10 protein-coding genes and 1 pseudogene are annotated in these 14,519 nt (G+C 69.9%); 3 read left to right on the top strand and 8 right to left on the bottom strand.

Going from position 1 to position 14,519, the window contains the following annotated elements; translation table 11 throughout:
* Nucleotides 1-132: 132 nt before the first annotated feature.
* On the bottom strand, nucleotides 133-1,464 hold the full coding sequence (locus OG306_RS02180) for an N-acetylmuramoyl-L-alanine amidase (protein WP_266744361.1): 1,332 nt from the start codon (nucleotides 1,462-1,464) through the stop codon (nucleotides 133-135).
* A gap of 384 nt (nucleotides 1,465-1,848) precedes the next feature.
* Between OG306_RS02180 and OG306_RS02185 the strand changes: the two genes are divergently transcribed.
* The gene (locus OG306_RS02185) at nucleotides 1,849-4,062 is read left to right on the top strand and encodes a terpene synthase family protein (protein ID WP_266744362.1); all 2,214 of its coding nucleotides are present in this window, start codon (nucleotides 1,849-1,851) and stop codon (nucleotides 4,060-4,062) included.
* Here the strand turns inward: OG306_RS02185 and OG306_RS02190 are convergent.
* The 7 genes and pseudogenes from OG306_RS02190 to OG306_RS02220 form a co-directional block, all read right to left on the bottom strand.
* Nucleotides 4,038-5,906 (bottom strand): annotated as a pseudogene (locus tag OG306_RS02190) (glycoside hydrolase family 95 protein). The gene OG306_RS02185 and the pseudogene OG306_RS02190 overlap by 25 nt on opposite strands.
* 146 nt (nucleotides 5,907-6,052) lie before the next feature.
* The gene (locus OG306_RS02195) at nucleotides 6,053-6,553 is read right to left on the bottom strand and encodes a hypothetical protein (protein WP_266744363.1); all 501 of its coding nucleotides are present in this window, start codon (nucleotides 6,551-6,553) and stop codon (nucleotides 6,053-6,055) included.
* Nucleotides 6,554-6,679: 126 nt separating this feature from the next.
* On the bottom strand, nucleotides 6,680-7,081 hold the full coding sequence (locus OG306_RS02200) for an ACT domain-containing protein (protein ID WP_266744364.1): 402 nt from the start codon (nucleotides 7,079-7,081) through the stop codon (nucleotides 6,680-6,682).
* Between the two features lie 294 nt (nucleotides 7,082-7,375).
* Nucleotides 7,376-8,542, bottom strand: a complete 1,167-nt coding sequence (locus tag OG306_RS02205; protein ID WP_266744365.1) for a thiolase domain-containing protein — start codon at nucleotides 8,540-8,542, stop codon at nucleotides 7,376-7,378.
* Complete coding sequence (locus OG306_RS02210; RefSeq protein WP_266744366.1) at nucleotides 8,535-9,590, bottom strand: thiolase domain-containing protein; 1,056 nt, start codon at nucleotides 9,588-9,590, stop codon at nucleotides 8,535-8,537. The genes OG306_RS02205 and OG306_RS02210 overlap by 8 nt, the downstream gene beginning before the upstream one ends.
* Nucleotides 9,591-10,535: a Zn-ribbon domain-containing OB-fold protein gene (locus tag OG306_RS02215; RefSeq protein WP_266744367.1), complete on the bottom strand. Its 945-nt coding sequence runs from the start codon at nucleotides 10,533-10,535 to the stop codon at nucleotides 9,591-9,593.
* Nucleotides 10,536-10,550: 15 nt separating this feature from the next.
* Nucleotides 10,551-11,351, bottom strand: a complete 801-nt coding sequence (locus tag OG306_RS02220) for a crotonase/enoyl-CoA hydratase family protein (protein ID WP_266907485.1) — start codon at nucleotides 11,349-11,351, stop codon at nucleotides 10,551-10,553.
* A gap of 167 nt (nucleotides 11,352-11,518) precedes the next feature.
* Here OG306_RS02220 and OG306_RS02225 point away from each other — a divergent pair, with 167 nt between their 5' ends.
* On the top strand, nucleotides 11,519-13,147 hold the full coding sequence (locus OG306_RS02225; protein ID WP_371666204.1) for an acyl-CoA synthetase: 1,629 nt from the start codon (nucleotides 11,519-11,521) through the stop codon (nucleotides 13,145-13,147).
* Between the two features lie 277 nt (nucleotides 13,148-13,424).
* Nucleotides 13,425-14,492: a right-handed parallel beta-helix repeat-containing protein gene (locus OG306_RS02230; protein WP_266744369.1), complete on the top strand. Its 1,068-nt coding sequence runs from the start codon at nucleotides 13,425-13,427 to the stop codon at nucleotides 14,490-14,492.
* Nucleotides 14,493-14,519: the final 27 nt, after the last annotated feature.

Below are 14,519 nucleotides of genomic sequence, written 5' to 3' on the forward strand. Positions count from 1 at the left end.
GTCCGGTGCCGACACACCGGTCCCACAGCGCACCCATGTGGTGTCAGGAACCCGGGCCGTGACCGGACGGCTCAAGTTACCCCTCCGTGTGCGGAGGCCGCACACGGAGGGGTACAGGGCGCACCCGCGGTCTCAGTGCGCGCGCACGATGTCCACGTCGGACGCCTTCACGAAGGCGATCCGGTGGCCGATCTGCACCGTCACGTACTTCTCCTTGCCCTGGAAGTACGCGTGGTCGAGCGGGTACGAGGCGTCGATCGTCGGGGCGTAGAAGAAGCCCGTGGGTGCCTCACCGCCGCCGGGGTAGGACTGACCGGCCTTGACGGTGTACTGGAGCGGCGAGCCCACCCGCTGGTCCGCGAAGTCCGCGGGGTACTCGGACTTCTCCGGGTACGCCACCCCGTACACCGGCACCTCCGTACGGCCTGCCTTCGGCTTGACGACGTAACCGGCGGTTGGCGTGGTGGTCCTGGTCGCGGCCGGGGTCTGGAACCAGGCCTTCTGGCCGTACCACCAGATCGCCGTCCAGCCGGGGGCGTGGTCCGCGACGACGGCCTGCTGGGTGGCGCTGATCTTGCTGCCCCAGTCGGCGGCGCAGTTCGTGCCGGGCGAGCCATCGGTGTGCAGGCCCGGGTCGGAGAAGAGCGGCGCGTCTGCGGACGGTGCGGTGCGCAGCGGGACGGCGCTGGAGCCCTGGACCGGCAGGTCGACGCCCTTCTCGCAGTCGCGGAAGGCCTGCTTGTTCTTTTTGAAGTCCGGGCTGACGGTGACGAGTTCGCTGTTCTTCGGGGCGCTCGGCACGGTGGGCTTGCCGAGCAGCGTCATGAAGTGGTTCCAGTCCCAGTACGTGCCCGGGTCCCAGTGCATGTTCTTGGTGCCCGCGGCGCTGGTGGGCGGCACACCGTCGTGGCCGATGATGTGCTGGCGGTCGAGCGGGATGTCGTACTTGGCGGCGAGGTAGCGGACCAGCTTGGCGGTCGAGTGGTACATCTCGGGGGTGTACCACTTGGCGCCGTCGACGGCGACGCCCTCCTGCTCGATGCCGATGGAGTGGCTGTTGACGTACCAGTTGCCCGCCTGCCAGGCGACGTCCTTGCCCTTGACCATCTGTGTGACATGGCCGTCGCCCGAGCGCACCACATAGTGGGCCGAGGTCTGTTTCAGCGGGTTCTGGAAGATCTTCAGGGTGGTGTCGAAGTCTTCCTCGGTGTCGTGCAGAACAATGAATCTGATCTTATTGGTGTGCGGCCGGTCCGAGGTGTCGTAGTTCCCGTACGTCTTTTTGTCGGCCGGGTCACCCGTCTGCTGGTAGGCCGCCGGTACCCAGTCGCATTCGAGGCCGCGCGGGCATTCCGGCCGCACCCCGTCCGCACCGGCCTGCGCCGCGGGACTGAGCAGTGCCATGCTCAGTGCGCCGACCGTGGTCAGCGCGAGTGCGAGTCCGGTCCTCTGCTTGGACGTCATGACAACCCTTCTTGGAGCCGTACGTGATGGAGCCGTGCGTGATCCGATCTCACTGTTCCGCCGTGCGCGCACACTCTCTGACCTGATGTGATGGCGCGTCAAGGGTTCGGTGAGGGCCGTGCGTCGAGTCAGTGGACCAGACCACTGGCAGGATCTCTGACCTGCGGTCGGAAAGGAGCAACCAGCCGTTGACGGCGCCTCGTTACCCGGGATTTACGAGCGGCCGGCCGGCCCGCGCCATACGGTGGCGCGCCACGAATGGGCGCACATTTTGTGTGACTAATTCTGGATGTGCGTGCCCCGAACGGCCGAAGGGTAGTGCTCGCGCGGACACCACCGGTCCGTGCGGCGTACGCACGGAGATCTCTGAAAGGCCGGACGCACATGGCTCAGCCCTTCACCCTGCCGGACTTCTACGTTCCGTATCCGGCACGGCTCAATCCCCATGTCGAGGAGGCGCGAGCGCACACCAAGAAGTGGGCGCGCAGCATAGGGATGCTGGAGGGTTCGGGCATCTGGGAGGAGAAGGACCTCGACTCCCACGACTACGCGCTGCTGTGTGCGTACACCCATCCCGACTGTTCGTCCGAGGCGCTCTCGCTGGTCACGGACTGGTACGTGTGGGTCTTCTTCTTCGACGACCACTTCCTGGAGCTGTTCAAGCGCAGCCCCGACCGTGAGGGCGGGAAGCGGTATCTGGACCGGTTGCCGGCGTTCATGCCGATGGACCGCGGGGCCCCGATGCCGGAGCCGACGAATCCGGTCGAGGCGGGGCTGGCCGATCTGTGGGCGCGGACGGTGCCGGGAATGTCCGATGCCTGGCGGGACCGGTTCGCCGAGGCGACGAAGAACCTGCTCAACGAGTCGCTGTGGGAGCTCGCCAACATCAACGAGGGGCGCATCGCGAACCCCGTCGAGTACATCGAGATGCGCCGCAAGGTGGGCGGTGCCCCGTGGTCGGCGGGGCTTGTGGAGTACGCGGCGGGCGCGGAGGTGCCCGAGTCGGTGGCCGAGGAGCGTGCGCTGCGCGTGCTGCGGGACGCCTTCTCCGACGGCGTCCATCTGCGCAACGACCTCTTCTCGTACCAGCGGGAGGTCGAGGACGAGGGTGAGAACAGCAATGGTGTGCTGGTCCTTGAGCACTTTCTCGGCTGCTCCACGCAGGAGGCCGCCGACGCGGTGAACGACCTGCTGACGTCGCGGCTGCAGCAGTTCGAGAACACGGCGCTCACCGAACTCGGCCCGCTCTGCACCGAGAAGGGGCTCGACCCGGCGGGCACCGCGGCGGTTCTGGCGTACGTCAAGGGGTTGCAGGACTGGCAGTCGGGCGGGCATGAGTGGCACATGCGATCCAGCCGCTACATGAATGGCGGCGGGGCCGGTGGGACCGCTCTCGGTTTCGGCATGGAGGCGGCCTCGATCCGGCTGACTGCCCGCTCGGAGTCGGCCCGGCTGCGCAGCCACGCCCATGTGCCGTACCAGCATGTCGGTCCGTCCCTGCTGCCCGATCTCGAGCTGCCCTTCGGTACGACGCTCAGCCCGCATCTGGACGGGGCGCGGGTGCGGATCGTCGACTGGGCCCGGCGCATGGGAATCCTGGAGGCGCAGCCGGGAGTGCCGGGTTCGCACATCTGGGACCAGGAGCGGCTGATCGCGACCGATCTGCCGCTGTGCGCGGCGGGGCTGCACCCGGATGCGACACCGGATGAGCTGGATCTGTCCTCGCAGTGGCTGACCTGGGGGACGTACGGCGACGACTGGTTCCCGGTGGTGCACGGGCGGGCCCGTGACCTGGCGGGGGCCAAGCTCGCCAATGAACGTCTGTCGCTGTTCATGCCGCTGGACGGGTCCCAGGCGCCCGAGCCGGTCAACGCGCTGGAGCGGGGGCTGGCGGATCTCTGGGCGAAGACCTCCGCGCCGATGGACGCGAGCGGGCGCCGCGCCTTCCGGACGGCGGTCCAGGAGATGACCGCGAGCTGGGTGTGGGAGCTGGCGAACCAGGTACAGAACCGCATTCCGGACCCGGTGGACTACGTCGAGATGCGGCGCAAGACGTTCGGCTCCGACCTCACGATGAGTCTGTGCCGGCTGGGCCACGGCAGGAAGGTGCCGGAGGAGATCTACCACAGCGGTCCGCTGCGCTCGCTGGAGAACGCGGCGTCGGACTACGCGTGCCTGCTCAACGACCTGTTCTCGTACCAGAAGGAGATCGAGTACGAGGGTGAGGTGCACAACGGTGTCCTGGTCGTGCAGAACTTCTTCGGAGTGGACTATCCGACCGGGGTGGCGATCGTGCACGATCTGATGAAATCGCGGCTGCGGCAGTTCCTGCACGTCGCCGAGGTGGAACTCCCGGTGCTGTACGACGACTTCGGGCTGGACGCTCAGGCGCGGGAGATCCTGGCAGGGTATGTGCGGGAGCTCAAGCACTGGCTCGCGGGCATCCTGATCTGGCACCGGGACTGCCGGCGCTACCGCGAGCAGGATCTGCGGCGGGGCACCGGCACCCCGTGGCACCTCAGCGGTCCCACGGGGCTCGGCATCTCGGCGGCGCGGGTGACCGCGCTGTTCGCTCAGCCCTCGGCGACCAGCGTGTAGCGCCCGCCCGCACGCGCCTTGAAGACCTTCTCGCCGCTCGCGAACAGCGTGCTGCGGACGGTCACTTCGCGGCTGCGGCTCGCCGTGATCACCACACGGCGGGCCTGCCCCGCGGCCCATTCGATGTCGACGGCGAAGCCGCCCCGGGCGCGCAGCCCGCGTACCGATCCGTCCGGCCAGCTCGCCAGGAGAGCCGGGAGGATCTCGACGGCGTCGTGCTGGCTCTGCAGCAGCATCTCGGCGATGCCCGAGGTGGCGCCGAAGTTGCCGTCGATCTGGAACGGCGGATGGGTGTCCCAGAGGTTGGGCAGGGTGGAGTTCTTCAGCTGTTCGGCGAGCATCTTGTGGGCGTGGTCGCCGTCGCGCAGCCGCGCCCAGAAGTTGATCTTCCATGCCTTGGACCAGCCGGTGCCGCCGTCGCCGCGGGCGCCGAGGGAGACCTTGGCCGCTTCGGCCCACTTGCTGCCGGGCTCGATCTGGCGGCCGGGGTGGAGGCCGAAGAGGTGCGAGACATGACGGTGGTCGTCAGCCGGGTCGTCGCGGTCGGTCTTCCACTCCTGGAGTTGGCCCCAGGAGCCGATCCGCAGTCCGGGGTCGAGCCGGTCGAGGGCCGTTTCCAGCCGGTCGCGGAAGGCGGCCCCGAGGGTGCGGGCGGCCTCCAGGGTGCCGGTCAGAAGGTCGTGGACGATCTGCTGGGACATCGCGGCACCGGCGGTGAAGGCGCCGTGCTCGGGAGAGTAGCTGGGGGTGACGACGAGCAGTCCGTCGCGCGGGTCAGCTGATCGGTGGGCAGGTCGGGCAGCTGCTGGCCGATGTCGAGGGCGACCCGGTCGAAGAGGCCGCGGTGGTCGCGTACGTGGGCGTCGCGGAGCTTCTCGTACGAGCCCCGGGCGGCCGCGTCCACGGCGGCGGTGTCCGCCGGGTGCGGGGTCGTCGCCGCGGTAGGCGGGGTAGCTGTCGGCGTAGTCGGTGCCTGCGGCAAGGACGAACCAGGCGCTGTCGGCGCCGGTGACGGTGAGGGTGCCGTCCGCACCGGCGGTGACGGTGCCGCCGCTGGTCCGGACGCGGAACTGGGCCTCGAAGCGCAGGCCGTTGTCCTTCAGCGCGCCGCGCACGGTGATCCGGTCCTGGGCGGCGGTGGCCGTGGAATCGCTGCGGGGCGAGGTGTACCGCAGGGTGAACGTCACCTGGCCCGGACGGTCGGCGGAGAGACGCCCCGCGATGACTCTGCCCGGGTGGGAGACGAAGAACTCCCTTGTGTGGACGACCTCTTGATGGGTGTACATGACGGCGGCGAGGGCGTTGCGCAGATCGAGGGTGCGCCGGTATGAGGCGTCGGGGGCAGCCGGGACGTTCGGCAGATCCAGCCACAGGTCACCGAAGACCTGGTAGACGCCGTAGCCGCGGCGCGCCTGGCCGAGCTCGGCGGCGACGGCGTTCGGGCCGAGGGCGCCCTGGCTGTCGAGGCGGTGCTGGACGTCGGCCAGGGCGCCGGGTCTGGGGGTGGTCCAGTTCCCGAAGTCGTAGCCCTGCGCCGAACCGGGACCGCCGGTCCACAGGGTCTTCTCATTGAAGGTGAGGCGCTCCGAGGCGAGTGTTCCGTACACGCTCGCGCCGAGGGCTCCGCCGCCGATGGGCAGCGATTCGCGCTCCCAGGAAGCGGCCGGGGTGTGGTAGCGGAGCGTCGGCTCCGTCTGTTGTGTCGAGCGCGCCACACCCGTCGATTCATCGGAGGTACCGGCAGCGGACGCCGTACTGGAAAGGGCGGGGATTCCCAGGGCCAGAGCGCCGGTTGCGCCAATCGCTGTCTTCACTGTGGTGCGTCGCGTGATCCCGGATGTCATGCGGCCGGCCGTAAAGGTCCGACGACTGGCCGACAAGGCACATGACAAAGCGGCCTCTTGGACAGAGGCCGCGAGCACTTGGACGGATGTTCGGGCAGGTGCCCTGCGGCCACCCGATGCGCACGGGCAGCCGGCGAAAAGGCGATTCAGCCCTGCTGGAACAGCTCGGCGGGCAGGGGCTTCAGCAGGGTGTACAGATCATCGGTGATCGGCCGGTTCCAGCTGGCGATGGTCACGAGCACGCCGTCACTGCGGTCGAACTGGACGCAGGAGATCCGGCTCTCGGAGAGCTTGACGCGGCGGACGATCAGCAGGTTGTCGCCCTGCATCACGGGCATGTCCTCGGTGCCGGTGACCTCGACCGGCTCGTCGTTCTCCAGCGCGAGCAGCAGCTGGGCGACCTCGAACGGGACCTGTCCCTCCTCGGTCTCGCGGGCGGGCGAGCCCTCCGGGAGATTGCCGATGATCATCGCGGGGCCGCGGCCGCCGAACAGGTCGTAGCGCAGGAAGACGCCCTGACAGCTCCCGTCGGGCGCGGGCAGCAGACCGGCGCCGAGATTTCCGGGCCAGTCTCCCGGGTCCATGGCCAGGACGTCGAAGTCGGGGCCCGCGGGTGTGGCGGCGCTACGGCGGCGGAGGAAGGACATGCAGACATGTTACGTGGCCGGGCTCACGTTGCGGAGCCGGGTCCATGCAGGCGGGGCACCCACGGGCCCGCCGGCCGGGCTCCGGCGGGCAGACGGGCCCGGCCCCGGCGGCGTCGCGGCGCCGTCTCAGGCCGATTCGGCAGCCAGGGTTTCCAGCACGTCGACGGCGTCGGCCGCCCGGTCGTACGGGACGAAAAGATGGTCGTGGTGGAATCCCGCCACCACATTGCAGCTCAGCCCCACGTCGGCGAGCGCCAGGGACACGGCAGCGGTGAGCCCGACCGCTTCCAGGGACGAGTGGACACGGAGCGTGATCCAGCCCGCGGTGTATTCGTAGGTCAGTCCCGCCTCGTCGGCCTCCGCCTCCGGCAGGACCAGGGTCACGCCCTCGGGTTCGGTGACCGTGACGACCGGAGTCACCCGGGTGGGCACGGCTTCGCCCGGCACGGTCGTGAAGACATAGCGGCCGGGGTTCAATTGCGGCCGCATACCGCTCAGCAGGGTTCGGAGGTCGCGCTCGCCCGTCATGATCACCACGCTACCGGGTGCGGTGCCGCTCGTGGTGGCGGGCGCCCCGGGCACGGTTGCCGCACGACAGCACGCACGACCGCCGGCGGGGGTGTTCCTTGAGCGCGCGTGCCGTTCCGCCGTGCCGCCGAAGCGGCAGCCGGCCCGCGTCCACGGGGCCGGCTCGCGAAGGCGCGTGGTGCTCTGCCCCACGTCGGCTCCTCCCACTCGTCGTCCCGGGCCGAATCGTGGCCACCCCGGGCGGCCCGGGACAGGCCACGTGACGGACTCCCTCCGGGCCGGGGCGGCCTGCGGTCAGCCGGTGGGAGGCTCGGCTCCGACCAGCCACATGGAGAAGAACTGCGCGCCACCGCCGTAGGCGTGGCCGAGCGCCTTTCGCGCCCCGGCCACCTGGTGCTCGCCCGCCTGTCCCCGTACCTGCAGCGCGGCTTCGGCGAAGCGGATCATGCCGGAGGCGCCGATGGGGTTGGTGGAGAGCACTCCGCCCGAGGGATTCACCGGCAGCTCGCCGTCGAGTTCGGTGACGCCGGATTCGGTGAGTTTCCAGCCCCCGCCCTCCTCGGCGAAGCCGAGGTTCTCCAGCCACATGGGCTCGTACCAGGAGAACGGCACGTACATCTCGACGGCGTCGATCTCCCGTCGCGGGTCGCTGATCCCCGCCTGCCGGTACACATCGGCGGCGCAGTCCTTGCCCGCCCGCGGCGAGACGAAGTCCTTGCCGGCGAAGAGTGTGGGTTCGCTGCGCATGGCGCCACCGTGCACCCAGGCGGGCGGGTGCGGCGAACGGTCCGCTCCGGCACGGTCGGTGAGGATCATCGCGCAGGCCCCGTCGGAGGACGGGCAGGTCTCCGAGTAGCGGATGGGGTCCCAGAGCATCGGGGCGGACTGGACCTTCTCCAGGGTGATGTCCGGGTCCTGGATGTGCGCGTACGGATTTCTGAGCGCGTTGCGACGGTCCTTGTACGCGACGAGCGAGCCGATCGTGTCGGGCGCCCCGGTGCGGCGCATGTACGCCCGGACGTGCGGGGCGAAGAAGCCGCCGGCTCCGGCCAGCAGGGGCTGCTGGAACGGGATCGGCAGCGAGAGGCCCCACATGGCGTTGGATTCGGACTGCTTCTCGAAAGCGAGCGTGAGGACGGTGCGGTGCACCCGCGCCGAGACCAGGTTGGCGGCGACGAGTGCGGTGGAGCCGCCGACCGAGCCCGCGGTGTGCACCCGGAGCATCGGCTTGCCGACCGCGCCGAGGGCGTCGGCGAGGTAGAGCTCCGGCATCATCAGGCCCTCGAAGAAGTCGGGTGCCTTGCCGATGACGACGGCGTCGATGTCCGCCCAGGTCAGTCCGGCGTCCTCCAGCGCGCGGACGGCGGCCTCTCGGACGAGTCCGGCGAGAGAGACGTCCCGGCGGGCGGAGACGTGTTTCGTCTGGCCGATGCCGACGACGGCCACGGGCTCCTCAGACATGAGCGCTCTCCCCTTCGAGTACGGCGACCAGGTTCTGCTGCAGGCAGGGCCCGGAGGTGGCGTGGGCGAGCGCCCGGTCGGACTCGCCCCGGTGGATGCGGGCCGCGGCCTCGCCGAGGCGGATCAGTCCGGCGGCCATGACGGGGTTGGCGGCGAGCGCGCCGCCGGAAGGGTTGACGGCGGTGACGCTGTCGTCGAGCCGGAGCGCCTTGCGCAGCACCACCTCCTGGGAGCTGAACGGGGCATGCAACTCCGCGGTGTCCACGGGCCGTTCGAAGGCCCCGGCGCGGGTCGCGGCGAGCCGGGTGGAGGGTGATTCGGTCAGCTCGCGGACGCCGAGGCTGTGGGCCTCGATGCGGTGGTCGATCCCGCGGATCCAGGCGGGGCGGGCACAAAGGGCGCGTGCGGTGTCGCCGGCGGCGAGGATCACGGCAGCCGCGCCGTCACCGATCGGCGGGCAGTCACCCGTGCGCAGCGGCTGTACGACGTACTCACCGGCCGGTACCGGGCCGGCGAGCTGGGCGTGCGGGTTGTCCACGGCGGCGGCGCGGCTGCGGGTGGCGATCGCGGCGAGGGCGGCCTCGTCGGCGTCGCCCGCGTCGATCAGCGCCTGCGCCTGGAGCGCGGCGAGGGCGACGGAGTCCGGCCAGAGCGGGCCGACGTAGTACGGGTCGAGCTGGCGGGTGAGCACGTCGCGCACGGCGCCGGGCGAGGACTTTCCGTACGCGTAGACGAGGGCGGTGTCGGCCTGGCCCGTCCGGATCTTCACCCAGGCCTCGTACAGCGCCCAGGCTCCGTCCATCTCCACGTGGGACTCGGAGATCGGCGGGTACGCGCCGACACCGTCGAGCGCCATGGTGAAGGAGAAGGCGCGGCCCGCGAGGTAGTCGCTGGAACCGGAGCAGGTGAAGCCGATGTCGCTCGCCCGCAGACCGGTCGCGTCGAGGACCTGGTGGAGGACGGGCATCAGCATCTCGACTTCGGAGAGTTCGTCGGTGCGCCTGCGGTGGTCCGTCTGCGCGAAGGCGACGATCGCCACGTCTCGCATCTACAGCAACTCCTTGTACGCGTCGTAGTCGGCGTCCGGTTCGCCGGTCGGCCGGTAGTGGTCGGGGTGCCGTCCGTCCTCGGTCCAGACGGGTTCGACCCGCAGGCCCATGCGCACCTGGTCGTACGGGATTCCGCCGATCCGCGCGTGCAGTGCGAGGTCGGCGCCGTCGAGGGCGATGTGCGCGTAGACGTAGGGGACTTCGATGTCGAGGTTCTTCGCCTTGATGTTGACGATGCAGTACGTGGTCACCGTGCCGCGCGGGCCGACCTCGACCTGTTCGGCGGTGGCGACCCCGCAGGTGGGGCAGGCGCCGCGGGGCGGCACGTACACCTTGGTGCAGGACGGGCAGCGCTCCCCGACGACGCGTTGTTCGGAGAGTGCGCCGAGGTAGGCGCTCTGGGCGCGGCCGGGGGTGTACCGGTAGTCGAGGCGGGCGGGGGTGACGATGCCGGTGACGGGATCAGCGAACTCGCCGCGGTGCGGGACGGACCGGCCGGACTCGCCGCCACCGTGCGGCTCGAAGCAGGCGATGTCCGTGATGGCGCCGGTCCGTTCGGGGGCCCAGCGGATCCGTACTCGCATGCCGGTGCGGACGGCTTCCGGGCCGGGCGCGTCCAGGGCGTGGAGCAGGGCGGTGTCGGCGCCGTCGAGCCGGACGAGGACCCAGGCGAAGGGGGTGCCGAGGGGCTGGCCGCGGCGCGGGGCGGGGTTCCAGGCCCAGGTGGTGACGGTGCCGGTGGCGGCGACCTCGGTCAGCTCGCGGAGCTCCTGCGAGGTGACGGGGTCGTACTCGACGGGCGGGACGAGGATCTTTCCGTCGACGGTCCGGACGCCGAGGACGGTGCGTTCGCGCAGTCCGGTGAGGAAGGCGCTCTGGACCGGTCCGAGGGAGCGGGTGAAGGGGAATTCGACCACCAGCGGTGCGCTGAGGATGTCGGGCACGGTTGCCTCCTTGGCTCAGGCGCGCCGGTAGACGGGCGGGCGCTTCTCGGCGAAGGCGCGGGCGCCTTCTTTGGCGTCGTCGGTGGCGAAGACCGGCCAGCCGCGTTTCAGCTCCGCGGCGAGCCCCTCGGTCTCGGTCAACTCGGCCGCCTCGTACACGGAGGCCTTGACGGCTTCGACGGCGAGCGGTCCGCAGGCGTTGATCCGCTCGGCGACTTCGAGGGCCTGCTCCAGGGCGGTGCCGTCGGGGACGACCCGGCCGATCAGCCCGATGGCGGCGGCTTCCTCGGCGCTGTACGAACGTCCGGTGAGGAGCATTTCGAGCGCGTGGGTCCGGGCGATCTGGCGCGGCAGCCGTACCGTCGACCCGCCGATGGGGAAGAGGCCACGTCTGACCTCGAAGAGTCCGAAGGTGGCGCCCGCCCCGGCGATCCGGATGTCGGTGCCCTGGAGGATCTCCGTGCCGCCCGCGACGCAGTGGCCCTCGACGGCGGCGATGACCGGTTTGCGGGGGCGGTGGTGGCGCAGCATCGCCTTCCAGTGCAGATCGGGGTCGGCGGCCATCCGGTCGCGGTACTGCTCGCCCTCCATCCCCTTGCCCGCAAGGGCTTTGAGGTCCATGCCCGCGCAGAAACAGCCGCCGGCGCCGGTGAGGACGATCGAGCGGACCCCGTCGTCCTCGTCCGCGGCCAGCCAGCCGTCGTACAGCCCGACCAGCATCGGCAGCGAGAGAGCGTTCTTCGCCTCCGGTCTGTTCAAGGTGAGCACCAGCGTGGCGCCCTCGCGCCGCACGGTGAGGTGTTCCGTACCACCCATTGCCTGCCTCCCGTCTCAAGACCTAGAACAGGTTGCAGCAGGAGGGGGTCCAGTTCAATAGTTTTCTGACAGTCAGTCAGATTTCTTCGCCGGCCCCCCTTCCCACTTGCGCCTCCCGGCGCTCTAATGACCGCCGGGCCAGTCAGCATCCGGGGTCAGGAGGAATGGTGGAGTACAACCTTGCCGACCTGTTCGAGTCGGTCGTCGACGCGGTCCCGGAACGCGAGGCGCTCGTCTACCTCGACCATCCGGGTACCGGTGCGGAGCGCCGGCTGACGTACGCGGAGCTGGACGCCTCGGCCAACCGCGTCGCGCACCATCTGATCGAGGCGGGCATCGCCCCCGGCGAGCATCTCGGGCTGCACCTCTACAACGGGGTCGAGTATCTCCAGACGGTGCTGGCCTGCCTCAAGGCCCGCATCGTTCCGGTGAACGTCAACTACCGCTATGTCGAAGATGAGTTGGCCTACCTCTACCGGGACGCGGATCTCGTGGCACTGGTCTTCGACGCCGAGTTCGACGTCCGGGTCGCGGCCACCGCGCCGAAGGCCCCGACGCTCCGTCACCTGGTCCGGGTAGGGGCGCCGGTGCCGGGCGCAAGCGGTCCCGATGCCGTGGCGTTCACGGACGCCGAAGCGGCCGGGAGCCCGGAGCGCGGCTTCCCGCCGCGCTCGGCCGACGACCAGTTCATCATCTACACCGGCGGCACCACCGGAATGCCCAAGGGCGTGATGTGGCGTCAGGTGGATCTTTTCTTCTCCGGCCTCGGCGGCGGTGCGCCGACCGGCGATCCGGTGAAGACCCCGCAGGAGCTGGCCGAGCGGGTGGCCGCCGGTGGTGACGGGATCACCTTCTTCCCCACTCCCCCACTGATGCACGGCACTTCGACGCTCACCGCGTTCATCGGCTTCAACTTCGGGCAACGGATCGTCGTCCACCGCAAGTTCGTGCCCGCGGAGGTGCTCCGTACGATCGAGAAGGAGAAGGTCACCAGCGTGTCCCTGGTGGGCGACGCGATGCTGCGGCCGTTGATCGACGCGCTGGAGGGACCACTGAAGGGCACCGACTGTTCGTCCCTGTTCTCCGTCTCCAGCTCGGGTGCGATCATGTCGGACTCGGTGCGCGCGGAGTTCCAGGCGCTGGTGCCGACGGTGATGCTGCTGAACAACTTCGGCTCGTCGGAGTCCGGGTTCAACGGTACGGCGACGGCCGACTCGGGCCCGGAGAAGGGCTTCCGGCTTCAGGTCAACTCCCGTACGGCAGTGGTCGATCCGGTGACGTACGAGCCCGTGGCTCCGGGCGCGCCCGGGCGGATCGCCCAGCGCGGCCACGTACCGCTCGGGTACTACAACGACCCGCGAAAGACCGCGGAGACGTTCTTCCACAGGGACGGTCAGCGCTGGGTACTGCTCGGCGACATGGCGACCGTCGACGCGGACGGCATCGTCACGGTCCTGGGCCGGGGCTCGCAGTGCATCAACACCGGGGGCGAGAAGGTGTATCCCGAGGAGGTCGAGGAAGCACTGAAGGCCCATCCGGATGTGTACGACGCGCTGGTCGCCGGGGTGCCGGACGAGCGGTGGGGAAACCATGTCGCGGCGGTGGTGCAGCTGCGCGAGGGGGCGGCCGAGCCCTCGCTGGACGACGTCCAGGCGCACTGCAGGACGCGTCTGGCCGGCTACAAGATCCCCCGCCGGCTGGTGATCACCGGGCAGATCCAGCGCTCACCGAGCGGCAAGGCCGACTACCGGTGGGCCCGCTCGGTCGTCGCACCCCGGCGCACACCTGAGGGCTGAGGACGAGAGCCCGAGCAGACCGGCACCACGGACCCGAGGGCGAAGAGGCACCCGAACGGCGGCCGGACGGGATCCGCGAGGAACACCCGAACGGCGGCCGGACCCGTCACCCCCGCAAGAGCCGCGACAGCGCCGGTCCGGATCACCCGGGTGCACCGTTGCGCGTCCATCCACCCGTGCCACGTGACGTGCCCGGGCGTGAGCCATTCGGGAACGCCGGGTACCCGTCCGCTCACCCTATGTGGCAAAGGGGGGAAATCGCCCATAGCTTCGGCTCATGAGGAAACGACACATCAAGAGCCTTGTCCCGGTCGCGGTCGTCTCCGCCGCCGGCCTCGGCGCGGCAATGCCCTCCGCATCAGCCACGAGCGCCCATGTGGTGCGGCCCGGCCAGTCGATCCAGAAGGCGGTCGACGCCGCTCGGGCGGGTGACACCGTCGTCGTCATGCCCGGCACGTACCGGGAGACCGTCCTGATCACCAAACCGAACCTCACCCTGCGCGGCTACGGCGACCGGACCGTGATCCGGCCGGCGGAGAAGAACCCGCGCTCCGTCGACGCCTGCGCGAAGACCGGCAGCGGAGTCTGCGTCCTGGGCCGGACGGGCCGGACCGTCGACGGCGTGAGCGTCGATTCGCTGACCGTCTCCGGCTTCAAGAAGAACGGCGTCTGGGCCTCCTGGACGGACCGGCTGTCCGTGCGGCGGGTGATCGCCGAACACAACGGCGTCTGGGGCATCGCCCAGGAGCGCTCGACCCGTGGTGTGTTCATGGGCAACATCGCCCGCGCCAACGGCGACGCCGGCATCTTCGTCGCGAACACGGTCGACGAGGAGGGCGGCGCCACCGACACCCGGGGCACCGAACTCCTGGACAACACGCTCACGAACAACCGGATCGGCTTCACCGCCAGGCGCGTCAGGAACCTTTCGGTCCACGACAACACCTTCACCGCCAACTGCAACGGTGTGTTCGTCGTGGGCGACGAGGGCAGGCCGCAGGCCGGAGCCATGACGATCCAGTCCAATCAGATCAACGACAACAACAAGTTCTGCGCCAAGACCGAACGGCTGCCCGCCATCCAGGGTTCCGGCATCGTGCTCACCGGCGCCGCGGACACCCGGGTGCGCTCGAACACGATCAGCAACAACGTGGGCGCCACGCCGTTCTCGGGCGGCGTCGTCCTGTTCAAAAGCTTCGTGGGCACGAAGAACACCGGCCACACCATCAGCGGCAATGTCGCGCTCGGCAACAAGCCGGCCGACTTGGCCAACGGGGACACCGGCAAGGGCAACACGTTCACCGCCAACGTCTGCACGAAGTCCACACCGGCCGGGATGTGCTGATCGGCGCACCCCGCACGAGGAGAAGCG

The sequence above is a fragment of the Streptomyces sp. NBC_01241 genome (assembly GCF_041435435.1).
Lineage (GTDB): Bacteria > Actinomycetota > Actinomycetes > Streptomycetales > Streptomycetaceae > Streptomyces.